The organism is Rhizobium aethiopicum, from assembly GCF_900094625.1.
Classification (GTDB): domain Bacteria; phylum Pseudomonadota; class Alphaproteobacteria; order Rhizobiales; family Rhizobiaceae; genus Rhizobium; species Rhizobium aethiopicum.
The window spans coordinates 174,485-197,787 of record NZ_FMAJ01000003.1 but is presented as its reverse complement, the minus strand read 5'-3'; the positions used below and the strand labels follow the sequence as shown (position 1 = coordinate 197,787).

At 62.8% G+C, this 23,303-nt stretch carries 19 protein-coding genes and 1 pseudogene; 9 read left to right on the top strand and 11 right to left on the bottom strand.

Going from position 1 to position 23,303, the window contains the following annotated elements; genetic code table 11:
* Positions 1-6: 6 nt before the first annotated feature.
* The 3 genes from GA0061105_RS08020 to mutS all read right to left on the bottom strand — a co-directional run bounded on the left by GA0061105_RS08020 (position 7) and on the right by mutS (position 6,059).
* Positions 7-2,913: a [protein-PII] uridylyltransferase gene (locus GA0061105_RS08020; protein WP_092749290.1), complete on the bottom strand. Its 2,907-nt coding sequence runs from the start codon at positions 2,911-2,913 to the stop codon at positions 7-9.
* Between the two features lie 130 nt (positions 2,914-3,043).
* Positions 3,044-3,319: a hypothetical protein gene (locus GA0061105_RS08015; protein WP_064693572.1), complete on the bottom strand. Its 276-nt coding sequence runs from the start codon at positions 3,317-3,319 to the stop codon at positions 3,044-3,046.
* A 13-nt stretch (positions 3,320-3,332) separates the two neighbouring features.
* On the bottom strand, positions 3,333-6,059 hold the full coding sequence (gene mutS / locus GA0061105_RS08010) for a DNA mismatch repair protein MutS (protein WP_092749288.1): 2,727 nt from the start codon (positions 6,057-6,059) through the stop codon (positions 3,333-3,335).
* A gap of 113 nt (positions 6,060-6,172) precedes the next feature.
* Between mutS and GA0061105_RS08005 the strand changes: the two genes are divergently transcribed.
* On the top strand, positions 6,173-8,455 hold the full coding sequence (locus GA0061105_RS08005) for an NADP-dependent malic enzyme (protein WP_064693574.1): 2,283 nt from the start codon (positions 6,173-6,175) through the stop codon (positions 8,453-8,455).
* A 268-nt stretch (positions 8,456-8,723) separates the two neighbouring features.
* Here the strand turns inward: GA0061105_RS08005 and olsB are convergent, their stop codons facing one another.
* The 5 genes from olsB to GA0061105_RS07980 all read right to left on the bottom strand — a co-directional run bounded on the left by olsB (position 8,724) and on the right by GA0061105_RS07980 (position 14,503).
* Positions 8,724-9,602, bottom strand: a complete 879-nt coding sequence (gene olsB / locus GA0061105_RS08000) for a l-ornithine N(alpha)-acyltransferase (RefSeq protein WP_092749286.1) — start codon at positions 9,600-9,602, stop codon at positions 8,724-8,726.
* Positions 9,603-9,710: 108 nt separating this feature from the next.
* Complete coding sequence (locus GA0061105_RS07995; RefSeq protein ID WP_092749284.1) at positions 9,711-11,990, bottom strand: PAS domain-containing hybrid sensor histidine kinase/response regulator; 2,280 nt, start codon at positions 11,988-11,990, stop codon at positions 9,711-9,713.
* A 55-nt stretch (positions 11,991-12,045) separates the two neighbouring features.
* On the bottom strand, positions 12,046-12,549 hold the full coding sequence (gene lspA, locus GA0061105_RS07990; RefSeq protein WP_064693577.1) for a signal peptidase II: 504 nt from the start codon (positions 12,547-12,549) through the stop codon (positions 12,046-12,048).
* A complete protein-coding gene (locus tag GA0061105_RS07985) occupies positions 12,546-13,406 on the bottom strand; it encodes a TrmH family RNA methyltransferase (RefSeq protein ID WP_092749282.1) in 861 nt (286 codons plus the stop codon). The genes lspA and GA0061105_RS07985 overlap by 4 nt, the downstream gene beginning before the upstream one ends.
* Positions 13,403-14,503, bottom strand: coding sequence for a class I SAM-dependent methyltransferase (locus tag GA0061105_RS07980; RefSeq protein WP_064693579.1), 1,101 nt, complete (start codon positions 14,501-14,503; stop codon positions 13,403-13,405). The genes GA0061105_RS07985 and GA0061105_RS07980 overlap by 4 nt, the downstream gene beginning before the upstream one ends.
* Positions 14,504-14,840: 337 nt before the next feature.
* Between GA0061105_RS07980 and GA0061105_RS07975 the strand changes: the two genes are divergently transcribed.
* Entirely contained in the window at positions 14,841-15,293 is a 453-nt protein-coding gene (locus GA0061105_RS07975) for an SRPBCC family protein (RefSeq protein WP_092749280.1), read from the top strand.
* A gap of 60 nt (positions 15,294-15,353) precedes the next feature.
* Positions 15,354-15,788, top strand: a complete 435-nt coding sequence (locus GA0061105_RS07970) for a GNAT family N-acetyltransferase (RefSeq protein WP_064693581.1) — start codon at positions 15,354-15,356, stop codon at positions 15,786-15,788.
* Positions 15,789-15,806: 18 nt separating this feature from the next.
* On the opposite strand, the gene GA0061105_RS07965 is transcribed toward GA0061105_RS07970, so the two are convergent.
* From GA0061105_RS07965 to sppA, 3 genes are all read right to left on the bottom strand, one after another.
* The gene (locus tag GA0061105_RS07965; RefSeq protein ID WP_064693582.1) at positions 15,807-16,139 is read right to left on the bottom strand and encodes a LapA family protein; all 333 of its coding nucleotides are present in this window, start codon (positions 16,137-16,139) and stop codon (positions 15,807-15,809) included.
* Between the two features lie 131 nt (positions 16,140-16,270).
* Positions 16,271-16,570, bottom strand: a complete 300-nt coding sequence (locus GA0061105_RS07960) for an integration host factor subunit beta (protein WP_003544934.1) — start codon at positions 16,568-16,570, stop codon at positions 16,271-16,273.
* Between the two features lie 29 nt (positions 16,571-16,599).
* On the bottom strand, positions 16,600-17,550 hold the full coding sequence (sppA, locus tag GA0061105_RS07955; RefSeq protein ID WP_064693583.1) for a signal peptide peptidase SppA: 951 nt from the start codon (positions 17,548-17,550) through the stop codon (positions 16,600-16,602).
* A 224-nt stretch (positions 17,551-17,774) separates the two neighbouring features.
* On the opposite strand from sppA, the gene lptC reads away from it, so the two are divergent.
* From lptC to ptsN, 6 genes and pseudogenes are all read left to right on the top strand, one after another.
* Complete coding sequence (gene lptC, locus GA0061105_RS07950; protein WP_064693584.1) at positions 17,775-18,440, top strand: LPS export ABC transporter periplasmic protein LptC; 666 nt, start codon at positions 17,775-17,777, stop codon at positions 18,438-18,440.
* Positions 18,441-18,455: 15 nt separating this feature from the next.
* Complete coding sequence (locus tag GA0061105_RS07945) at positions 18,456-19,088, top strand: LptA/OstA family protein (RefSeq protein ID WP_092749278.1); 633 nt, start codon at positions 18,456-18,458, stop codon at positions 19,086-19,088.
* A 76-nt stretch (positions 19,089-19,164) separates the two neighbouring features.
* A pseudogene (lptB, locus tag GA0061105_RS07940) lies at positions 19,165-19,902 on the top strand (LPS export ABC transporter ATP-binding protein); the annotation flags it as partial.
* Positions 19,903-20,161: 259 nt separating this feature from the next.
* Complete coding sequence (gene rpoN / locus GA0061105_RS07935; RefSeq protein WP_064693587.1) at positions 20,162-21,721, top strand: RNA polymerase factor sigma-54; 1,560 nt, start codon at positions 20,162-20,164, stop codon at positions 21,719-21,721.
* Positions 21,722-22,127: 406 nt separating this feature from the next.
* Positions 22,128-22,703, top strand: a complete 576-nt coding sequence (hpf, locus tag GA0061105_RS07930) for a ribosome hibernation-promoting factor, HPF/YfiA family (RefSeq protein WP_004674094.1) — start codon at positions 22,128-22,130, stop codon at positions 22,701-22,703.
* Between the two features lie 73 nt (positions 22,704-22,776).
* Positions 22,777-23,241 (top strand): PTS IIA-like nitrogen regulatory protein PtsN, encoded by a 465-nt coding sequence (gene ptsN, locus GA0061105_RS07925; RefSeq protein WP_003570770.1) that lies wholly within the window; start codon positions 22,777-22,779, stop codon positions 23,239-23,241.
* Positions 23,242-23,303 lie beyond the last annotated feature (62 nt).

Here is a 23,303-nt window from a genome sequence, read left to right as displayed (position 1 = left end):
GCGGGCTCATGCGGGGGAATCGGCTTTCTTTTCGGCTGCGGGCGACGTCCGGGCGGTGGCGGCGGGTGCGATGATGCCCGACGGCATGCGCTCGCGCAGCTCGTCCTGCTCCTCGGCCATCACGGCCTTCATCCGGGCGGTGATATTGGCGCGCTTGCTGTCACCTGAAATCTTCTGGCCGACGAGGTCGGTGACATAGAAGGTGTCGATAACCTTCTCGCCGAAGGTGGTGATGCGCGCCGACTGGATGTCGAGTGACAGATCGGAGAGCACTGCTGTTATCTCCGACAAGAGGCCGGGCCGGTCGAGGCATTCCACCTCGATGACGGTGAACTTGTTCGACAGGCTGTTGGTGATGTTGACCGACGGGGGAATGACGAAGGCCTTGCTTTTCTTGCGGTTGCGTGCGCGCGTGGCGATGACCTCGGGCAGGCGCTTGCGGCCGGACAGCACGTCCTCGATCATCCGGCCGATCGTGGCGGCGCGGCGCAACTCATCGGCATCGTCGGCAAATTCGCGGCTGACATGAATCGTGTCGAGCGCACGTCCGTCCGATGTCGTGAAGATCTGTGCGTCAACGATGTTGGCGCCGGCCGCAGCACAGGCGCCGGCGATGACGGCAAGCAGGCGCGGATGGTCGGGCGACAGCACGGTGATTTCGGTGATGGCGTGGAAGCTGTCGGTGCGCACCATAGTGGCGAGCGCCTGGCCTGCCTTGTCGGCCTGGCGGATGAACTGGGCGTGGCGGAGCTGGTCTTCCAACGGTACAGAGAGCAGGTAGGGCTGGTAGTGCAGCTTGGTATAGGTGTTGCGGTCCTTCTGGCTCCAGTCGGAAAGCGCGCCGCGCAGCGCATCGGCGGCGGCATGGGCACGCTCCTTGCGCGAAACCTCGGAAAAGCCGCCGGCCAGCAGCAGCTCGGTTTCGTAATAGAGCGTACGCAGAAGCTGACCCTTCCAGCCGTTCCAGACGCCGGGGCCGACGGCGCGAATATCGCAGATCGTCAGGATCAGAAGCATCTTCAACCGGTCGAGCGACTGCACGCGGTCGGCGAAGTCGATGATGGTCTTGCGGTCGGTGAGGTCGCGGGTCTGCGCCACCATCGACATCGTCAGATGCTCCTCGATGAGCCAGACGACCAGTTCCGTCTGCTTCTGCGATAGGCCGAAGCGGGCGCAGAGCTTGCGGGCGACGCGGGCGCCGGCAATCGAATGATCCTCCTGGCGGCCCTTGGCGATGTCATGGAGCAGAACGGCGAGATAGAGGGCCTCGCGGTCCTCTACCCCGGAGATCAGCTTGTTGGCGAGCGGATGCAGATCCTCCGAGCGTGACTTGTCGATCTCGGAGAGAACCTCGACGGTGCGGATCAGATGCTCGTCGACGGTATAATGGTGATACATATTGAACTGCATCATCGCGACGATCTTGCCGAATTCGGGGATGAAACGGCCGAGCACGCCCGCTTCGTTCATCCGCCGTAGGATCAGCGCCGGGTCGCGCTTCGACGTCAGGATCGACATGAACAGGCGGTTCGCTTCGTCGTTTTCCCTGAGCCTGTTGTCGATCAGCGCGAGCGAACGGGTGACGCGTTTCAGCGCGTCCGGATGAAATTCCAGCCCGTTGATATCGGCGACGTGGAAGAGCCGGATGATGCTGACCGGATCGCGCTTGAAGACATCGGCGTTGGCGAGAGCGATGCGGCCGCGGTCTTCGACGAATTCGACGCTCCCTGCAATCTTGCGGTTGCGATGGGTGAAGCGGCTGATGACGCCGGTCAGGCCGGGGATTGACTTGGCCTGCTGGTCTTCGAGGGCGGCGCAGAGGATGCGGGTCAAATCGCCGACATCCTTGGCAACCAGGAAATAATGCTTCATGAAGCGCTCGACGGCCGAGAGGCCCGGGCGGGTGTGATAACCGAAGGCTTCGGCGATCTCGCGCTGGATGTCGAAGGACAGGCGCTCCTCTGCCTTGCCGGTCAGGAAGTGCATATGGCAGCGCACCGCCCAGAGAAAATCATCGGCTTTCTCAAGCAGCCGGTATTCGTGCTTCGACAAGACGCCGAGCTTGACCAGCTCCGCCTGGTCGCGCACATGGTAATAATATTTCGAGATCCAGAACAGCGTGTGCAGGTCGCGAAGCCCGCCCTTGCCCTCCTTGACATTCGGCTCGACGAGATAGCGCGTGTCGCCTGCCTTGCGGTGGCGCTCGTCGCGCTCGGCCAGTTTGGCGGCAATGAATTCGGGGCCGGTGCCGGTGACGATTTCCTTGTCGAAACGGGCCTCCAGCTCGGTTTCCAGCCGCTGCAGACCGCAGATATAGCGCATCTCAAGGATGGCGGTTCGGATCGTCATGTCTGACTTGGCAAGCGCGATGCATTCCTCCACCGTGCGGGTAGCATGGCCGACCTTGAAGCCCATGTCCCATAGCACGTAGAGCATGAACTCGACCGCCTTGTGCGTTTCCTCCGCCGGCCTCGGCAGGAACAGGAAGAGCAGGTCGATATCGGAGCCCGGCGCCAGCGTGTCGCGGCCGTAGCCGCCGACGGCGGTGACCGCGAACTTGTCCTTCTGCAGCGGAAAGATATGGGCGGTGGCGAAATTGTAGAGGACAGTGATGATCTGGTCCTGCAGCCAGGAAATCCGATAGGCGCAGTTGAGACCGCTGCCGTCGGCCGCAAGAGCCTCGCGCGCCTTCTGCCGGCCTTCCGTGCTGGCCTTTTTCAGCGCCGCCAGAAGATCCGCGCGCATGATGTCGGGCCGATTCCGATTGGCTTCGGCAACGGCGTCACACTGTTTCTGCAGCAGCCCGGCGTCGAGGATTTCCGAGAAATCGAGGTCGCGCATCGCTCTCACAGGGATGGTTTCCTGTTCATGACGGGCTGCCGGATCGGGGCTCGCCTCACGTTTCGTCTGCATGCGCTATAACCCCTTTGCCCGGCGATTGACACGGGCCTTCATATTGCAAGAACCTTTAAATTTGGCGAAATGGTGTTGCCATGCTGCGATGCCGGGCGCTTGTCGCAATCGGCGGCCTTTTGAAAAAGCCTCAGCCTGCGGCTTGCGCGCGCAGCAAATACAGCACCTGCCGGGTCTCGCGCAGGATCTCCTCGATCGTTGTCCTGTCACATTCGCGATAACCCGCCTTGGCGATCGACGTCCCGAGTTCCGAGATCATAGCGCAGGAGCGGGTGATTTTCAGCAGGCCGATCGGTGACGTCCAGCCGCGCGCATTGCGATCCTCGTCGGCGCGCCGCATCGTGTCGAGCATCGAGCAGATGAGCGAGAGGCGTTCGGTTTCGCGAACCAGCTTTTCCATGAACATCGCCCACGCGCTCCTATTTCAGCTTCTTCTTGAGGTCGTAGAGCGCGTCCATCGCCTCGCGCGGTGTCATGTCGTCGAGGCTCATTGCCTTCAATGCCTCCTCGACCTTGGACGGGCCGCGGGCCATGTCCTCGCGGCGCACCGCCACCTGAAAGAGCGGCAGATCGTCGATCAGCTGGCTCGCCGGGTTCTTGCGGTCGGCATCTTCGAGACGGGTGAGCACGTCGCGGGCCCGCGCCACGACAGAGGCCGGTAGCCCGGCAAGACGTGCGACCTGGATGCCGTAGGAGCGGTCGGCGGCACCTGGCCCGACCTCGTGCAGGAAGATCACGTCGCCGTCCCATTCCTTGACACGCATCGTGGCGTTCGATAGCCGGCCAAGCTTTTCCGACAGCACGGTCAGCTCGTGGAAATGCGTGGCGAACAGGCCGCGGCAGCGATTGGCCTCATGCAGGTGCTCGACGGCTGCCCAGGCGATCGACAGACCATCGAATGTGGCGGTGCCGCGGCCGATTTCGTCAAGGATGACGAGCGAGCGGTCGCTCGCCTGATTGAGGATCGCCGCCGTTTCCACCATCTCGACCATGAAGGTGGAGCGTCCACGCGCCAGATCGTCGGAGGCGCCGACGCGCGAGAAGAGCCGGTCGACGATGCCGATATGGGCCGATGTCGCCGGCACGAAGGAACCCATCTGCGCCAGGATCGCGATCAGCGCGTTCTGGCGCAGGAACGTCGATTTACCGCCCATGTTCGGGCCGGTCAGCAGCCAGATCGCCCCGTCCTTGTCGCCGGTCTTCGGCGAAAGATCGCAATTGTTGGCAACGAAGGGGCCGCCCGCCTGCCGGCGCAGCGCCTGCTCGACGACCGGGTGGCGCCCGCCTTCGATTGCAAACATCTTCGAGCCGTCGACCTGCGGGCGGCAATAGGCCTGCTCTTCGGCGAGAAGCGCCAGGCCTGCGGCGACGTCGATCACGGCAAGCGCCCGCGCACCCGATTTGATGGCTTCGGCCTGCGCCACGACGGCGGCCGTCATTCTGTCGAAGGCTTCGAGTTCGATCGTCAGCGCCCGATCGGCGGCATTGGCGATGCGGCTTTCGAGATCGGCAAGCTCGGTCGTGGTAAAGCGCATGGCGCTCGCCATCGTCTGGCGGTGGATGAATCGGGCCTTCGCCTCGGCCGTCTCGGTCATCGGAGCGGCACTGCCGGCAGTTACCTCGATGAAATAGCCGAGGATATTGTTGTGCTTGATTTTCAGCGACCGGATGCCGGTTTCCTCGGCATATTGCAATTGCAGCCCGGCAATCACGCGGCGCGACTGGTCGCGCAGTGCCCGGACCTCGTCGAGTTCGGCGCTGGCGCCGTCGCGCAGGAAGCCGCCGTCGCGCTTCAGCAGCGGCAATTCATCGGCGAGCGTCTCGGCAAGCAGGTTTTCGAGCCCCGCGGGAAGAGCCTGCAGCCCGGAGAGTGCTTGATCAAGCTCGTCCGGCAGCATCGCGCTTGCGAGCAGATCGGCAAGTCCGCCGGCCGCTTGCAGGCCCTGGCGTATCGCTGCCAGATCGCGCGGGCCGCCGCGGTCGAGCGCCAGGCGCGACAGCGCACGCGGCATGTCGGGCACATGTTTCAGCGTGTCGCGCAGCTTGCCGCAGAGCGATGGTTCGTCGATCAGAAAGCCGATCGAATCGAGCCGGGCATTGATGCGGGCAGGATCGGTCAGCGGCGACATCAGCCGCTCGGCCAGAAGCCGTGCGCCGCCGCCGGTGATGGTGCGGTCGATCGCCTTCAAGAGCGAACCGTTGCGGTCGCCGGACAGTGTGCGGGCAAGTTCCAGATTGGCGCGGGTGGCAGGGTCGATGAACAGTGTCGATGCCGCGCTTTCCCGCTCGGGCTTGCCGAGCGGCGGCCGCTCGGCGATCTGCGTCTTCTCGACATAAGCGACGGCGGCGGCGGCCGCCGCGAGCTCGGCGCGTGAGAACGTGCCGAAGCCGTCGAGTGTGGCGATGTTGAAATACCGGGCGATCCGGCCTTCGGCGCTGGCGCTGTCGAAGAGTACGGAAGGCTGCGGAACTGCGGTTCGGCCAAGCACGTCGAAGACCGGCTTGAGTTCTGGATCGTGGAAGATCGTATCGGGCAGGATGAGCTCACGCGGGTCGATGCGCAGGATATCGGCAAGCAGCCGCGTGGGTTCGGTCTCGGCTAGCCGGAAGACGCCGGTCGAAATATCGATCCAAGCAAGCGCCAGCAGCGGTTCGGCCCCGCCGCGAATGCGGGCGAGCGCCATCAGATAGTTGGATTCCGATGGCGAAAGCAGCTTTTCCTCGGTGATCGTGCCGGGGGTGACCAGGCGCACGACGTCACGCTTGACGACGGATTTGCCGCCGCGCTTCTTCGCTTCGGCCGGGTCCTCGACCTGCTCGCAGACGGCGACGCGGAAGCCGAGCGAGATCAGCTTCTGCAGATAGTCGTCGGCCGCATGCACGGGAACGCCGCACATCGGGATATCCTGGCCCATGTGCTGGCCGCGCTTCGTCAGGGTGATGCCGAGCGCGCGCGAGGCTTCCAGCGCATCCTCGAAGAACAGCTCGTAGAAATCGCCCATGCGATAGAAGAGCAGCGAACCCGGATTGTTCGCCTTGATCTCGATATATTGCTCCATCATCGGCGTCGCCGAGGCGCGGCTTTCCGCCGTGGCGAGTTCGGCAGCCGAAAAGGCTTCATTCCCAATGTCTATTCGTGCGTTCACGGAGGTGCAGTTTTTCCCAAAAAAACAGGTGCCAACCCTATCCGGGCGCCGCTATAGATGACAACTGCATTTGAGGAAGAGCGAAGCGTCGCCCACAGGACGTTGGAGGATTTATGCCCGATATCGATAAGAAGGACCGGCCGGTGACCTCGGTGACCGATCAGGAGGCGCTCGATTTTCACGCCATGGGCCGGCCCGGCAAGCTGGAGATCAACCCGACCAAGCCGATGGCGACGCAACGCGACCTCTCGCTCGCCTATTCCCCGGGCGTTGCCGTCCCGGTCAAGGCGATCGCCGCCGATCCGCAGACGGCCTATGATTATACCGCGCGCGGCAACATGGTTGCCGTCATTTCCAACGGCACTGCGATCCTCGGCCTCGGCAATCTCGGCGCGCTCGCCTCCAAGCCGGTGATGGAGGGCAAGTCGGTGCTGTTCAAGCGCTTTGCCGACGTCGATTCCATCGATCTCGAGATCGACACGGAAAATGTCGACGAGTTCATCAACTGCGTGCGCTTCCTCGGCCCCTCCTTCGGCGGCATCAATCTCGAAGATATCAAGGCGCCGGATTGTTTCGTCATCGAAAGCCGGCTGCGCGAGCTGATGGACATTCCCGTTTTCCATGACGACCAGCATGGCACGGCAATCATCGCCGCCGCCGGCCTGATCAACGCGCTGGAACTGACCGGCCGCGACCTGAAGACGACGAAACTCGTCTGCAACGGCGCCGGCGCTGCGGCGATCGCCTGCATCGAACTGATCAAGGCGATGGGGTTCGCGCCTGATAACATCATCCTCTGCGACACCAAGGGCGTCATCTACCAGGGCCGCACCGAGGGCATGAACCAGTGGAAATCGGCGCATGCGGCAAAGACCGACGCGCGCACGCTGGAAGAGGCGATGAACGGTGCGGATGTCATTTTCGGCCTGTCGCAGAAAGGCGCCTTCTCAGCCAAGATGATCCGCTCGATGGCCGACCGGCCGATCATCTTCGCCATGGCCAATCCCGATCCCGAGATCACGCCGGAGGAGGTCGCTCGCATCCGCGACGACGCCATTATGGCGACGGGCAGGTCGGACTACCCGAACCAGGTCAACAACGTCCTCGGCTTTCCCTATATCTTCCGCGGAGCCCTCGATGTGCGCGCCTCCACCATCAACGACGCGATGAAGATCGCCGCCGTCAAGGCGCTGGCGAACCTTGCCCGCGAGGACGTGCCCGACGATGTCGTTGCCGCCTACCAGGGCAACCGGCCGCGTTTCGGCGCGCAATATATCATTCCCGTTCCCTTCGATCCGCGGCTGATCTCGGCGATCCCTGTCGCTGTCGCCGAAGCCGCGATCGAAAGCGGCGTCGCCCGCAAGGTCATCACCGACATGGCCGGTTACGCCCGCGAGCTTTCGGCGCGGCGCGATCCGATCGCCTCGACGCTCGCCAGCCTTTACGAGCGTGTCCGCCGCCGCCCGAAGCGGATCGTCTTTGCCGAGGCCGAGGAAGAACAGGTGCTGCGCGCCGCCATGTCCTACGCCAACCAGCAGCTCGGCACCGCCATCCTGCTCGGCCGCGAGGATCTGATCCGGGCGACGGCGGAACGCGCCGGTATCGATCTCAACCGGCCCGGCTTCGAGATCGTCAATGCCCGCATCTCGACCCGCGTCGAGGCCTATATTGATTATCTCTATGCCAGGCTGCAGCGGCAGGGTTATCTCCATCGCGACGCTCAGCGGCTGATCCACAACGACCGAAACCACTTCGCCGCCACGATGGTGGCGCTCGGTGACGCCGACGGCATGGTGACGGGGATTACTCGTAACTATTCGACGGCGCTCGAGGACGTGCGCCGCTGCATCGACGAAAAGCCCGGCCATCGCGTTATCGGTGTGTCTCTGGCGCTCTGCCGCGGCCGCACGGTCTTCGTCGCCGATACGGCGGTGCACGATATGCCGACGGCCGAACAACTAGCCGATATCGCCGAAGAGGCCGCCGGTCTGGCCCGCCGCATGGGCTATCAGCCGCGCGTCGCCCTGCTTGCCTATTCCACCTTCGGCCATCCCTCCGGCGAACGCTCCGAGAGGGTGCGCGAAGCGGTGAAGATCCTCGACAGGCGCCGCGTCGATTTCGAATATGACGGCGAGATGGCGGCCGACGTCGCGTTGAACCGCAAGGTAATGGAGCAATATCCCTTCTGCCGCCTTTCCGGCCCTGCCAACGTGCTGGTGATGCCGGCCTTCCACTCGGCCTCGATCTCGACGAAGATGCTGCAGGAACTCGGCGGCTCCACCGTGATCGGCCCGATCCTGGTCGGCCTCGACAAGCCGGTGCAGATCACCTCGATGGGCGCCAAGGATTCCGACATCGTCAACATGGCGGCGATCGCCGCCTATGGCGGCTCGTAGGGCCATCTGCTGCATAGTGAGCTATTCAGTGACCGGGAGATCGGCGAGATCAGCCCCTCATCCGCCTGCCGGCACCTTCTCCCCGTAAACGGGGCGAAGGAAGCCTGCCGCGACGTCTCAGTTCATCGCAGATCTCTCATAGGGCACGTCCCCTCTCCCCATCATTACGGGGGTCCGAAGGACGGGTGGGAGACCCGTGGCTCGAGCCCGGCAAGGGTTAGGGTGAGGGCTGCCATTGGCGCCCACAGACGGCAGTGCGACGAAGCAGTCAGCTTGCGAAGCGGCCGGCGTCGGCGCCGTAATAGTTCAGGTAGCGGTCGGAAATGCTGGAGATCGGCAGCACGATCAGCACGTCGGTCGTATTAAAGGCGTGATCGATGACCGCGCTGGAGCCGACCATCGCGCCGAGGCGCAGATAACCCTTGATCAGCGGCGGCAGGGCCATCAGCGCCCGCTTCGGGTTGACGGCCTCGGCCGGCATCAGATCCATGTTGCGGGCGAGATGCGGCAGTGCGCCGACGGCCCATTCGTCCTTCGCCAGCACATTGTGGTAAAGGAAGGAGAGCGCCAGCGCGTGGCTTTCGAGATAGACGCCGGGGAAGGAGGCGCAACCGAACATCGCGCTCATGCCGTGCTTCAGGGCATAGGCCCAGTTGCCCTGCCACAGAAGCTCGACGGTGCGTTTGGTGCGGTATTCCGGCAGCACGCAGGAGCGCCCGAGTTCCATGAAACGTTTGTCGGGATGCTTGGCGAGGAGGCTCTCGATCTCGAACTCGGAAGCCGAGTAAAAACCGCCATTGGCCATGGCGATGTCCTGGCGCAGCAGCCGATAGGTGCCGACGATCTGATCTTCCGGATCGCCCTCGAGTGAGCGGTCGAGAACGAGAAGATGGTCGCAGAATGCATCATAGGCATCGAAGTCGCGCTCGCGACGCATCGCTTCCGGCGGCAGCTGCGCCTTCATTTCGTCGACGAAGACCCGGTAGCGCACGGCCTGGGCCGCATCGATCTCGCGTGCCGTGCGGGCAAGGCGGGTTTCCAGATTGCCGATGCGGCCGAGGATGTCGCCGTCCTTCTGCCCGGCAGCCGTCGACGGCCGTGCAGTCTCCGCGGTGACGTCACGATTGAGGATGTCAGTGGAGGACATGGCGATTCTCCCGTTGCCGGCTTATCGACGCCATAAAACACTTCTGTACGACAGGAAAGTGACATATTGCATTTCCCGGCGCAACAAGCCTGCCGGTCCCGACGCACCCTACCGCGCCTCCGCCCGGCGGGCGGAAAGTGCAGCGACCGCCTGAACTTCCGTCAGCAGCCGCACCGGGTCGACCGGTTTTACCATGACGCGGTTGGCGCCGTTGAGCAAGACCTGGCGGCGTGATTCGTCGCTCTTGTCGGCGGTGAGCACGATCACCGGCACCGGGGCGAGGTCGAGCCGCCTTTCGTGGCCGCGCAGCCGTCCGAGCATGTCGATGCCGTTGCCGCCGGGCATTGACAGGTCGCTGATGATGATGTCGGGCCGGGCATTCGCCTCGCCGAGGGCGCAGTCGAGCAGCGTTTCGAAATCCTCGACATGGTGCACCTTGTGTCCGCCCTTTTCCAGAACGACGCGCACCAGCATCGCATTGATCGGATCGTCCTCGCCGAGCAGGATGCGCAGCCCATGTGCGGCAACCGCCGTCTCGGCCATCGACGGGCCGAAACCCGGCTGGTTGTCGTTCAGCGCGTCGCGTTTCTCCATGCCGCGCATGCGCCCGCGCAGCACATCGATCAGCGACTGTTCGCGCAGAGGCCGGATGAGCCAGGCATCGAACAGGTCGAGCGGATGGGCGCTTCGCTCTTCCGGATTGACGAGCAGAACCTTGCGCAGCCCGAGCGCGGCGATTTCGGCGCGATCGGCGAGATGGGCTGAAAATTCGGCCGACATGCGATGGTCAACGATGATATCGGTCGGCCGGCGGCCGCCATTGGCCATCCCGAGTAGCCTTGCCCGCGCCGCCTCGCCGTCCCCGACGAGATGGCATATGCCGCCGAGCGCGGTGATCGTTTCGGCGATGGCGGTGCGCGCTGCACCGGCCGGCGCCAGGAGCACGACGCTGTTGCCGGCAAGCAGCGTGTTTCGCCGGTCGGGCCGCTCGCTGCCGATATCGACGGGGAAGCGGATGGAAAATGTGCTGCCCAGGCCCTTTTCGCTGGCCACCGTCAAGGCGCCGCCGAATTCGCGCATGATACGGGCGGAGATGGCGAGGCCGAGCCCGGTGCCGCTACTCTTGTCGGCAACGGTGCCGCCTTGCTCGAACTCGCCGAAAACCCGGGCCTGCTCCTCCGCCGTCATGCCTGGACCGCTGTCGGCCACGCTGATCAGGAGGTCGCCGGCGTCGAGCGAGACGCGGATGAAGACGCCGCCCACCTGAGTGAATTTCACCGCATTGCCGATGACGTTGAACAGGACTTGGCGCAACCGTGCCGCATCGAAGCTCATATTCTCCGGCACGTCGGAGGACACAGTGGCGCCGATCTCGATGCCCTTTTCATGCGCCCGGTGGGCGAGCATCTCGACGACGCTTTCAAGCAGCTTGCGCAACGATTCAGAGCGCGGGTGCAGCTCGAAGCGACCGACCTCGATGGTGGAAAAATCGAGCAGGTCCTCGACGAGCTGGGTCAGCGCGTGGCCGGATTGGCGGATATTCGCCAGATAGTTCTGCTGCTCCGGCGTCAGCCGCGTCTCCGCGATCAGGTGCGTCATGCCGAGGATGCCCGAAAGCGGCGTGCGCACTTCGTGGCTGACGGTGGCAAGCAGCCTGGATTTGGCGGCGCTGTTATACTCCGCCTTCTGGCGCGCCTCTTCACGGCTCTGGGCCATCAGCCGCTCTTCGGTGACATCGCGAGCAACGCTCTGCAGCAGCAGGCGGCCATTCGCCGGATCACGGGTCACGACGTCGCGCCAGAGGAAGATGCGCTGGCCTTCCGGCGTCGAAATCTCGACGTCGTAACAATGCGGGACGGGGCCCGGGCGGAAGGCAAGGCCGATTTCCTCGCAGCTGCGCCCTTCCGGATGCAGCCGCCCGGTCAGGCGGCGAAATGTGTCGTTGGCGGAGATGATGCGCCGGTCCATGGTGCGGCCGACGGTGATGTCGCCGAGCACGTCGTGCACGTCGGCGAACAGCTTTGCGCTATCGTTCCACTCCGGCCGCGACTGGCGGCGGGGCCGGTTCGACATGCGCCGGCGGACCATCAGGACAGCGTAGCTGGCAATCACCGCAAGGCCGAGAACGACCACGCCGCCCGACAGCAGCAGCGGATCGCCGGCATGGGCAAGCAGCATCAGGATCGTCGCGGCAAGGAGGCCGGCTCCGCCCAGCCAGTAGAACAGCAGACGCCGTGTCGGCGCCGGCCTTTGGCTTTCATCGGTTTTCGCAGGTGCAGCTGTGCGTGGTCGCGGGGAGGGCTGCCCCATCCGCTCCTGAAGCGGCCTGGCGGCGGGTCCGCCGAAGGCGGCGGACAATCTTTCCTGCAACTGTCCCAGGTTGTGCATGCTATCTGGATAACATGAGGCCCGTTCCGAATGCCTTCAGGAATTCGATAAGATTTTAGCGGCCGGCCTTTTTCGGCAGCATCAGTTCCTCGAGAATGACGCAACCGGCGCCGATGGTGATGAAACTGTCGGCGAGATTGAACACCGCAAAGGACCAGCTTTCGGTGTAAAAGAGGATGTAGTCGATCACATGCCCATAGGCGAAACGGTCGACGAGATTGCCGATCGCCCCGGCAATGATCAGCGCGTAACCGAGATGGGCGAGCCAGCGGTCGCTTGCCGTGCGGTACCACAGCCAGATGACGAAGGCGACGATGATGAGCCGCATGCCGACTATGAACCAGCCGTCCATGCCCGACAGCATCGAAAAGGCGACGCCGAGATTATAGGTGCGGTAGAGCGCCAGCATCGGAATGACGGGAACGGCTTCCTGCAGCGGCAGGTAATGATCGACGGCAATCTTGACGACCTGGTCGATGAGAACGGCGAAGAAGATGAAGAAGAGGATCGGTGCCGGGCGAGAAAACAGCGCCGGGCGTGCGTGCGTCGGTTCGGTCATTTGCCCTCGGCAAGTGAGAGGAGATGGCGGCGCGCCTCGAAAAGCATGACGGCGGTGGCGACGGCGAGGTTCAGCGAATCGGCGCGTCCTTGCTGGGGAATGCGGGCAAGCGCATCGGCTTCCCCGGCGAGCTGATCCGGCAGCCCGGATTGTTCGTTGCCCATCAGCAGCACTGTGGGCTTCTTCCGATAGTCGATCGTGCGGTAGTCGACCGCGCCGGCCAGATGGGTGGCGACGACGGAAACGCCGGCCGACTTCCGCCAGGCGAGGAATTCCTCCGCCGTCGCCCGCGCGAGCGGAACGGCGAAGACCGAGCCCATGGTCGCCCGCACGGTCTCCAGCGAGAAGGGATCGGTCGTCTCGCCGATCAGAATGATGCCGGACGCGCCGACGGCATCGACCGTGCGGATGATGGTGCCGAGATTGCCGGGATCGCGCACCCGGTCGAGCGCCACCCACGTCTCGCGCTCCTGCGGCCGGATGCCCTTGAGCGGCGTCCAGCGCTGCTCGAAAATGCCGACGACCATTTGCGGGTTGTCGCGCCGGGTGACCGAGGCAATCACCTTTTCGCTGACTTCGAGCACCAGCCCGCCCGAGGCGACGGTCCTTGCCGCCATCTGCTCGACCAGCGGCTTCCCCTTGGCGGCCTTCGCATAGACGAGCGTTCGGATCGTCCAGCCGAGCTCGATCGCATCGATGACGAGCTTCAGCCCTTCGGCGAGGAAAGTTCCGCTTTCCTCCCGCGACTTCTTGTTCGTCAGCGCCTTGATATCCTTGATGATCGGATTGGCGAGCGAAGTGACTTCCTTCACCTGGCCGACCCTGCGCGGTCCCTGATCGTGGAAGTCCTTGCTCATTTCGGCACCCAGCGGGAAAAGAGGGAGGTGGAAAGCGCGCGGCCCGGCGTCTTGCCATCGAGGCCCGCCTCGCGAATGACCAGCTCGCCGGATTCGACCGCGCCGCCGGCACCGCGCATGGTTTCGCGCATCAGCTCGTGGATCGAATAAAAGCTGGCGCGGATCGAATAGGCCGTCAGCACCAGGCCGGCCGCCCTCGGGGAGAGAATTTCGCGGCAGACATCGAGCATCAGCGGCAGATGCTCGAACAGATGCCAGACTTCGCCGTTCGGGCCTCGGCCGAATTTCGGCGGATCGGTGAGGATGATGTCATACTGGCTGCCGCGGCGTTCCTCGCGCAGGATGAATTTCATCGCATCCTCGCAGATCCAGCGGATCGGCAGCTTCTCCATGCGTCCGAGCGCCTGGTTTTCGCGCGCCCAGCCGATCGCCTTCTTCGACGCGTCGACATGGGTGACCTCGGCGCCCGCGGCGGCGGCGACCAGCGAGGCGACACCGGTATAACCGAAGAGGTTCAGCACCTTCAGCGGGCGGCCGGCCTTTTCAACCTGCTCTTTCATCCAGCTCCAGTGGACGATCTGCTCCGGAAAGACGCCGACGTGACGGAAGGAGGTGAAGCGGCCGAGGAAATCGACGCCGAGCAGGTTGAGCGGCCAGGTTTCGCCGAGTGCGGCCTTCGGGAAGCGCCAGCGGCCGGTGCCCTCCTCATCGGTGTCGCCGGTGAAGGCGGCATCGACCTTCTCCCAGATTTGCGGCGCCAGCGAAGGCCGCCACAGCGCCTGCGCTTCCGGGCGGACGATGCGATAGGGGCCGTATTGCTCGAGCTTTTGGCCGTCGCCGCTGTCGATCAGATGGAAATCGCCGGCTCCAAGCGATTCGAGGATGACCGGCACGCGCTCGAGCGGACGCTCGCCTGTTCGCATCGACAGCGGGCGGCTGACTATGGCCGCGGCGGCCGGGGTCTCGCGCACCGCCTCGCGGGCAGCGGCCGGCCGCGCGACCGGCTTCGCCGGCCGGCCGGCCCGATCGTCCCTGCGGCTTTCACCGGCGGGGCCGGAGGTCTTCTTCTGGCCCGGCCGGCGTTCTCTTTGTTTCAACGTGCTCTTCCGCGTCTCTGTCGGGGTATTCTTATAAGGCTGCGTTCTCGACGGTGCCCCTTGAATTATGCAGTAGCCTAGAAAAGCATGCCGGATCAACTGCGCCTTGGCGCTGGCGTTATATCAAGCCTCCGGGGCTCGTGCGCGCAGCCGATTATCATTACAGAGCTGTGGACGGCGGCGAGATGCAGGGGGCACCTCAGGATTACGTTAGAGATGCCGTACCGCCAATTCTATGCGCCGGTGGATCGCCAGCGCGCAGATAACATTCTCCTCCGGCTTGGCAAAGCGCTTTCCCGTTGGGATAAGATGGGCGAATCGCAGATGGGGCTATCGAATGGATTTCACCGGCGAAGAACTGATCGCCGCGCCGCGGGACGTCGTTTGGGCAGCGCTCAACGATCCGGAGATCATGCGCGGCTGCATTCCGGGCTGCAAGCACATCGAGCGGCTGTCGCCAAACGTGTTCGAGGCGACGATCAAGGTCAAATTCAGCCTGCTTTCCGCCACCTTCCATGGGCTGCTGACGCTTTCCAATGTCGATGCACCGAAGAGCTATACGCTGTCGGCCGAAGGAAAGGGCGGCATTGCCGGCTTCGCCAGGGGCAGCGCCGATATCGTCCTGGAGGAGAGAGGCGACGAGACCATCCTGCATTACCACGCCAGGGCCGAGCTCGGCGGCAAGCTCGCACAGCTCGGCGCACGTCTGCTCGATTCGACTTCGCAGAAGCTCGCCGTAGGGTTCTTTTCGGATTTCAATGCTGCCGTCGTCGCGAAGGCGGCCGGCTGACGCGGCCGGGCGCCCGGCTTTAGGCTTGGCGCAGGCGGCAGCTTGGTTTAAGTCGGCATCATGACATGGACCATCAGGCCGCCGCGGGCGGAAGACCAGGATATGCTCGCGGACATCTATCTTTCCGTGCGGCGCCAGACATTCGTCTGGGTTGATCCCGGAAATTTCCACCGCGAGGATTTTTCCGCTCATACCAATGGTGAGACGATCTTCGTCTGCGAGCATTCCGATGGCAGCCTTGCCGGCTTCCTGTCGCTGTGGCCGGCGGACGACTTCATTCACATGCTATATATAAGGCCGGAATTGCAGGGTCTCGGTGCCGGCACGGCGCTACTCCGGGCGTTGCCGGAGTGGCCGCAACATAAGTATCGGCTGAAGTGCCTGGTGAAGAACCGCCGGGCGAAGGCCTTCTACCTTTCCCACGGTTTTGCGGTGACCGGCAACGGCACGTCGCCGGAAGGCGATTATGAGGAGCTGAGCTTCTTTCCGCTTTGACGCGCCGTTGAGGCGATCTTACCGCGACGGCAGCTGGCCGGCGATGTCCTCTGCGCGGGTTCTGTGGCGGTCGGCCTCGCCCTGCCAGCGAATTGCTTCCTTGGCCTCGGTGCGGGCGCGCTTGCGGTGTTTGCCCTGGGTGAACCAGGTCGCGGCCGAGCCGATCAGCATGCCTGCTATCAGCGCGATGAACAGGAAGACGAAGAAGGGTGCGGAAACCGCAAGGACCGGATCGTCGGGCCGGAACGGATTGAAGGCGAGCGTGACGCTCTGCCGGTTGGCGACGCAGAAGACGATGAGGATGACGCCGAGCGGCAGCAAAATCAGCAGGTTGACGATCTTCTTGGCCATTTGAACTCTCCATGCGCCTTATATGCATCGGCCCGAAAACCGATTCCGATTTTCGGGCCGATGCGCTAGCAGAATAGGAAAACCGCCTTCAAGTTCAAGTGCGGTTTCGCCGCAGGCAGGCTTGCGCCGCCTCAATCCTCTTCGTCGGCCTGGCCAGGATTGAGCCGCTCGCGCAGCTCCTTGCCGGTTTTGAAGAAGGGAACCCACTTCTCCTCGACGAAGACGGTATCGCCGGTGCGCGGGTTGCGGCCGGAGCGGGAAGGACGGTTCTTGACTGAAAACGCGCCGAAGCCGCGCAATTCGACGCGGTTGCCCGCAGCCAGTGCATCGGTGATCTCGTCGAGAACCGCGTTGACGATATTTTCGACGTCGCGATGATAGAGATGCGGGTTGCGTGCCGCAACAATCTGCACCAATTCGGACTTGATCACAGTCGCCCCCTTAAATTATTGATTTCTTATCAATCGTGGCCAACCTGCCAAACTGAAAGCAGCCCGTCAAGAAGCAACTTTGGGGGCAGGATTCCATTGATATCCTGGCCCTTAAGCAGATCATCATAACCCAGGATAGTAATGAGTCGCGAAACAGCTCCGGCGAGCAGAAAAGGCGTATTGCTCTTCTTGTCCCAATCGACCATCGGCAGATCGGCGTCGACGCCGCGCGATTTCAGATAGGCGCGGATTTCGGCGTCGCCGCCGATCGTATCGACGAGTTTCGCCTGCAGCGCCTGCCGCCCGGTATAGATCGTGCCGTCGGCGAGCTTCAACACCTCCTCGCGCGGCAGCTTGCGCCGGTCGGCCACGAGGTCGACGAACCAGCTATAGCTGTCGAGCACCATGTTGCGGATCATCGCCTTGGCTTCCTCGCTCGCCTCGTGGAAAGGCGAGGGCTCGGCCTTGAGCGGCGAGGATTTGATCTCCTGCAGCGATACGCCGATCTTGTCGAGCAGCGGCTGGATCTGCGGATACTGGAAGATGACGCCGATCGAGCCGGTGATCGAGCTGTCGCCGGCGATGATCGTGTCGCCGGCGGTGGCGACCATGTAGCCGGCGGAGGCGGCCAGCGTGCGCACGTCGGAGACAACGGGCTTCTTGGCCGATATCGCCCGGATTGCTTTGAAGACTTTTTCGCCGCCATAGGTCGTGCCGCCCGGCGAGGAAATCGAAATCACCGCGGCCTTCACCTGATCGCTGGTCTCGACCTTCTTCAATCGCTCCAGAAGCTCGTCGTCATCGACGATCAGCCCCGATATTGTCACATGGGCAATATGCGGGCTTGCCGCGCCGGCCTCGCCGAGGGCGAAGCGGTAAAAGGCAAACCCGAGCGCCACGATGAGGGCGGCCGCGAAGATGCGCCAGAAGCCGAGCTTGCGGCGCAGCCGCCGGCGATCCGCGATGATCGAACTGTCCATTGAAACCTCCAGCGCTGGCCCGGCGTCGGCATGGTGCCGACGGATCCGGTGAAATAGATGGCAGCGGCGCGTACGAATGCCACTTTTTCATGTTTTTCCGTTTTGTTGCTTGTTGCAGAAAAAATTCCATATTGGCAAGCCAATGTAATAATGCGAAACGAACTGTGATTGCCGGCCGGCTTTGTTACGCAGGCGAGGCAATCACCGCACATGGAACGAGACCTATGCTCGATACCCTGAAGAACAACGGACATGCCGCTTATGCGGGCTCCGGCAGGAGCCCCTATGGGGATGCGTTGTTCCATTCCGCGCGCGTGCGGCGGCTGAAGATCTTGCTGCCGCTGGCCGCCCTTATCATCGCCGGCGCGCTTGCGACGGTGGCGTTGGTGAGCCTGTACCTGCCCGAAAACGTCAAGTTTGAAGGCGCCAAGATCGAGAACGGCAAGGTCGTGATGGAAAAGCCTGCGATTGCGGGACGCAATTCCGACGGCATCAACTATTCGATGCTTGCCGAAAGGGCGCTGCAGGACATCCGCAATCCTGATCTCATCACGCTCGAGACCATCAAGGCCGCGGTGCCGATGAATGACGGCCTGATTGCCCGCGTCGTCGCGTCGACTGCCGATTATAATCGCGCCACCGACAACCTGCATATGACGGCTCCCTTCACCCTGGTTCTGAGCAGCGGCCTCAATGCGCAATTCCAGTCCGCCCGGCTCGATATCAAGGGCGGCAACATGCGCAGCGATGACCCCGTCACCATCACGAAGGACAATGCCTCCATTGTTGCGAAGACGCTTGAGATAACCGATAAGGGGCGGGTGATCACATTCGAGGGGAATGTTCGCATGAATGTCGATCCATCCACCATCCATAAACAGGGCACCTAACCAGCCGGGTCATCCATGACAAAAGATTGTCGCATCTCCACTTGCAAGACTGGCATTGCATTCATTGCCGGCGCATTTGCCCTTGTTCTGACGGCCTCCGGCGCGGGTGCCCAGTCGACGACCATGTCGGGCATGAAGCTTTCCAACGACCAGCCGATCCAGATCGAAAGCGACAAGCTGGAGATCCACGACCAGGAGCACACGGCCCTGTTCACCGGCAATGTCAAGGTCGTCCAGGGCACGACGACGCTGCAGTCCGGCAAGATGACGGTCTATTACAAGGACAAGGCGGCAAAGCCGGGCGCCGGCGCGGCGGCGCAATCCGACGCCAAACCGGAGCAGTCGGCCTCGCTGGCTTCGGGAAGCGCCGATATCGACAGGATCCTGGTGACCGACAAGGTCTACCTGGTCTCGGGCACGCAGACGGCGACTGCTGACGATGGCAGTTTCGACATGGCGTCGCAGACCTTCATCCTCACCGCGGATCAGGGAAACAAGGTTATTCTGTCGGACGGGCCGAACGTCTTCACCGGCTGTAAGCTGACCGTTCATATGCAAACTGGCCAGGCGCAGCTTGAAAGCTGCGGCGGGCGTGTCCAGATTCAGCTCGATCCGAAATCGCAGCCGAACGCGCAGAAGCAGAACTGAACCGGCCTCCCACGTGAAATTATCATCGCTATCCACCATGTTCGGCCGGCCTGAGCCACAAGCTATAGGTGCCGCCGACAAGAGCCGCTATCAGGGAACGTTGATCGCCCGGGGTCTGACGAAGACCTATGCGACGCGCCGCGTCGTCAACGGCGTGTCCCTGGTGGTGCGCCGCGGCGAAGCTGTCGGTCTGCTCGGCCCGAACGGCGCCGGCAAGACGACCTGTTTTTACATGATCACCGGCCTCGTGCCGGTGGATGAAGGCACGATCGAGATCGACGGCAACGACGTCACGACCATGCCGATGTACCGCCGCTCGCGCCTCGGCGTCGGTTACCTGCCGCAGGAAGCCTCGATCTTTCGCGGGCTGACGGTGGAAGAAAATATCCGTGCCGTGCTCGAGGTGCATGTCAAGGACAAGGCCGAGCGCGAGCAGAAGCTGAACGAGCTGCTGGAGGAATTTCATATCCAGAAGCTGCGCAAGAGCGCCGCCGTCGCCCTGTCCGGCGGCGAACGCCGCCGCCTCGAAATCGCGCGGGCGCTTGCAACCGACCCGACCTTCATGTTGCTCGATGAGCCCTTCGCCGGCGTCGACCCGATTTCGGTCGCCGATATCCAGAACCTCGTCCACCATCTGACGGCGCGCGGCATCGGCGTTCTCATCACCGACCACAATGTGCGCGAGACGCTCGGTCTCATCGACCGCGCCTATATCATCCATGCCGGCGAGGTGCTGACCCACGGCCGGGCGAACGACATCGTCAACAATCCCGAAGTGCGCCGGCTCTATCTCGGCGACAAGTTCAGCCTTTAGAGCCGTTCCCCGTCTGCTTGAACCGTTCTGTGGCTCAAAAGGCCCTCGCTCGGGCGGCCCGTTTCAGCCAGCCCGCCCCCGCAGAATGCTTCAATCTGACCAGGAAAGGCTCCAATCTCGCGGAGATTCACCTTGCCGCGTAGTTCCGCTTGACCAAATGAGATAAAAAAGCAATTTTTGGGCCAACTCGGATTTCCGTGGCCTGAAGCGTGGATCGGGCGCGGTTTCCTGGAGGAGTCTAGGGAGTTTCGCGTCCGTCATGGCACTGTCCGCCAATCTATTTCTGCGCCAGAGCCAGTCCCTGGTCATGACGCCGCAACTGATGCAGTCCATCCAGTTGCTGCAGATGACGCATTTCGAGCTCAACCAGTTCATCGCTCAGGAAGTGGAGAAGAACCCGCTGCTCGAATTTCCGTCGAATGACGGCGAGGCGGGCGACGAACGGGCGGCAAGCGAGGACGAGCAGTTCGCTCATTCGCCGGAGGACGCCGGCTCGGACGATGGCGCCGACAACCGCGCCGAGGCGCTCTCCAGCGACTGGTACGACAATGGCGGCAGCGAAAGCACCGGCCGGCTGAACGACGAGCTCGACGCCAATTATACCAACGTCTTTCCCGATGACAGCGCCCCGCAGCGCCTCGACGCGCCGGAACTCGTCGGTCAGTGGAAGTCGATGCCGGGCAGCGCCGATGGCGCCGACTACGATCTCGACGACTTTGTCGCAGGCCAGGTGTCGCTGCGCGATCATCTCGCGCAGCAGCTCCCCTTCGTCCTGCCGGATATGAGCGACAGGCTGATCGCGCAGAATTTCGTCGATCAACTCGACGATGCCGGTTACATCCAGGTCGATCTTGTCGAGACCGGCGAGCGGCTCGGGACGAGCCTCACACAGGTCGAACACGTGCTCGCCGCCCTCCAGACGCTCGATCCGCCGGGTGTTTTCGCGCGCAGCCTCGCCGAATGCCTGGCGATCCAGCTCAAGCAGAAGGACCGCTATGATCCTGCCATGCAGGCGCTGGTCGAAAATCTCGAACTCCTGGCGCGGCGCGACTTTGCCACGCTGAAGCGCCTCTGCGGGGTTGATGAGGAAGATCTTCTCGACATGCTTGGCGAGATCCGCCAGCTCAATCCGAAACCCGGCAGCGGTTTCGAGACGGGTGTTTCCGAAGCGATCATGCCCGATGTCGTCGTCCGGCCCTCCTCGGAGGGTGGCTGGCTGGTCGAGCTCAATCCGGAGACGCTGCCGCGCGTGCTTGTTAACCAGTCCTATTTTTCCCGCGTGACCAGGAACGGCGAGGACCATGCCTTCCTTTCCGAGTGCCTGCAGAGCGCCAACTGGCTGACCCGCAGCCTCGACCAGCGGGCAAAGACCATCATGAAGGTGGCAAGCGAGATCGTCCGCCAGCAGGACGCCTTCCTGCTGCACGGCGTCGACCACCTGCGGCCGCTGAACCTGAAGACGGTGGCCGAGGCGATCAAGATGCATGAATCCACCGTCAGCCGCGTCACCTCGAACAAATATATGCTGACGCCGCGCGGCCTCTTCGAGCTCAAATATTTCTTCACCGTCTCGATCGGCGCCGTCGAGGGCGGCGACAGCCATTCGGCTGAGGCCGTGCGTCACAAGATCCGCGCGCTGATCATGCAGGAGAGCCCGGACGCGGTGCTATCCGATGACGATATCGTCGACATGCTGAAGAAGGGCGGCGTCGATCTCGCTCGCCGCACCGTCGCCAAATATCGGGAAGCGATGAACATCGCGTCCTCGGTGCAGCGCCGCCGCGAGAAACGGGCGCTCGCCAAGGTCTCAGGCTTCTGACGCGACAGGACGCTTCGACCCTGATCGAAGCATCCGCATCGCAAATTCGCCTGTGGTGTCATCGCCATGACGATCCCCGAAAGGCCGGGCACAACGCAAGCGCGAAGTGCGTGAGGTCATGAAGCAGGCAAAAGCTGGAAGGCGTTTTCCGCAAGGGATTTGCTGCACCTTCTGCGAGCGCATCCGATGCCGATTCGTCGCCCTATTGACTTTTTGGTAACCTCTGGCTAGAAGCCCGCCGCATCCGACGCCGTGATCGGCGTTTTGAAGTTATCCCCATCATCCCAAGGGCGCCGAGGACCCGCAGGCCTACGCCGATCTTGCTTGAGATTGCGCGAAGTGCTTGGATGAACCCGAGGCTTGGCGTAAACTGATACCCGCAAACGACCATAAGAAGGGAAACTCCATGAGTGTGCGTGTATCCGGGAAACATATGGAAATTGGCGAATCCTTCCGTCAAAAGATCGAGGACCAGATTGGTATGGCGATCACGAAATACTTCGACGGGGGGTATTCCGGCCAAGTGACCGTGGTGAAGGCAAGTTCCCGTTTCTCCGCAGACTGCAAGCTCCATCTCGACAGTGGCGTGGTGTTGCATGCGGCCGGCGAAGCGACCGACCCTCAGCTTGCTTTCGACGCCGCTTCCGAACGCATCGAGAAGCGCCTGCGCCGCTACAAACGCAAGCTGAAGGACCATCATGCCGGAAACCACCTGAATGGTTTTGCAGAAGTCTCCTACACGGTTATGGACTCCGTTCCTGATCACGAGGATGAAATTCCCGACGATTTCGCCCCGGCGATCGTCGCTGAAAGCACGAAGCAGCTGAAGACCATGTCAGTCGCCACCGCCGTGATGGCGCTCGACATGACCGACGAGCCGCTTCTCCTGTTCCGCAGTCCCGGCAAGGAACACTTGAACATCGTTTACCGTCGGCACGACGGAAATATTGGCTGGATCGATTCGGCCAATATCAAAGGCTGAGATCAGGGTGGTGAGCGGCGGTATCGCCGCCGCTCCGCGCATTATCTGATCCCGGCGACAGAAGGAAAAAGAAATGGCATTGGCAGATTTGCTCCATCAGGATGCGATCATTCCCGCCCTCAGAGTAAATTCCAAGAAACAGTTGCTTCAGGAATTGGCGGCGAGAGCCGCGAGGATCACCGGGCTGTCCGAACGGGAGATCTTCGACGTCATCCTGCAGCGCGAACGCCTGGGCTCGACCGGGGTCGGCAACGGTATCGCCATCCCTCACGGCAAGCTGGTGAACATTCATTCGATCGTCGGCATCTTCGCCCGGCTGGAGCAGCCGGTCGATTTCGAAGCGCTGGACGACCAGCCTGTCGATCTCGTCTTCCTGTTGCTGGCGCCGGAGGGCGCGGGCGCCGATCATCTCAAGGCCCTGTCGCGCATCGCCCGCGTCCTGCGCGATCACGATCTCGTCGCCAAGCTCCGCGCCACCGATTCCGCCTCGGCGATCTATGCCTTCCTCAACGAAGAGCAGACGTCGAACGCTGCGTGAAGCCGGATCGATTTCTCACGTAAAAAGGCGCCTGATCTCTCAGGCGCCTTTTTGATTTACCA

What these genes read in the sequence shown, in the direction of transcription:
- GA0061105_RS07985 (WP_092749282.1), bottom strand. Translation starts at nt 13,406, where the DNA reads ATGAGCAAGGACTTCCACGATCAGGGACCGCGCAGGGTCGGCCAGGTG.
- lspA (WP_064693577.1), bottom strand. Translation starts at nt 12,549, where the DNA reads ATGACCGAACCGACGCACGCACGCCCGGCGCTGTTTTCTCGCCCGGCA.
- olsB (WP_092749286.1), bottom strand. Translation starts at nt 9,602, where the DNA reads ATGTCCTCCACTGACATCCTCAATCGTGACGTCACCGCGGAGACTGCA.
- GA0061105_RS07975 (WP_092749280.1), top strand. Translation starts at nt 14,841, where the DNA reads ATGGATTTCACCGGCGAAGAACTGATCGCCGCGCCGCGGGACGTCGTT.
- GA0061105_RS08005 (WP_064693574.1), top strand. Translation starts at nt 6,173, where the DNA reads ATGCCCGATATCGATAAGAAGGACCGGCCGGTGACCTCGGTGACCGAT.
- GA0061105_RS07995 (WP_092749284.1), bottom strand. Translation starts at nt 11,990, where the DNA reads ATGCACAACCTGGGACAGTTGCAGGAAAGATTGTCCGCCGCCTTCGGC.
- GA0061105_RS07970 (WP_064693581.1), top strand. Translation starts at nt 15,354, where the DNA reads ATGACATGGACCATCAGGCCGCCGCGGGCGGAAGACCAGGATATGCTC.
- GA0061105_RS07945 (WP_092749278.1), top strand. Translation starts at nt 18,456, where the DNA reads ATGACAAAAGATTGTCGCATCTCCACTTGCAAGACTGGCATTGCATTC.
- rpoN (WP_064693587.1), top strand. Translation starts at nt 20,162, where the DNA reads ATGGCACTGTCCGCCAATCTATTTCTGCGCCAGAGCCAGTCCCTGGTC.
- lptC (WP_064693584.1), top strand. Translation starts at nt 17,775, where the DNA reads ATGCTCGATACCCTGAAGAACAACGGACATGCCGCTTATGCGGGCTCC.
- hpf (WP_004674094.1), top strand. Translation starts at nt 22,128, where the DNA reads ATGAGTGTGCGTGTATCCGGGAAACATATGGAAATTGGCGAATCCTTC.
- GA0061105_RS08020 (WP_092749290.1), bottom strand. Translation starts at nt 2,913, where the DNA reads ATGCAGACGAAACGTGAGGCGAGCCCCGATCCGGCAGCCCGTCATGAA.
- GA0061105_RS08015 (WP_064693572.1), bottom strand. Translation starts at nt 3,319, where the DNA reads ATGTTCATGGAAAAGCTGGTTCGCGAAACCGAACGCCTCTCGCTCATC.
- ptsN (WP_003570770.1), top strand. Translation starts at nt 22,777, where the DNA reads ATGGCATTGGCAGATTTGCTCCATCAGGATGCGATCATTCCCGCCCTC.
- sppA (WP_064693583.1), bottom strand. Translation starts at nt 17,550, where the DNA reads ATGGACAGTTCGATCATCGCGGATCGCCGGCGGCTGCGCCGCAAGCTC.
- GA0061105_RS07965 (WP_064693582.1), bottom strand. Translation starts at nt 16,139, where the DNA reads ATGGCCAAGAAGATCGTCAACCTGCTGATTTTGCTGCCGCTCGGCGTC.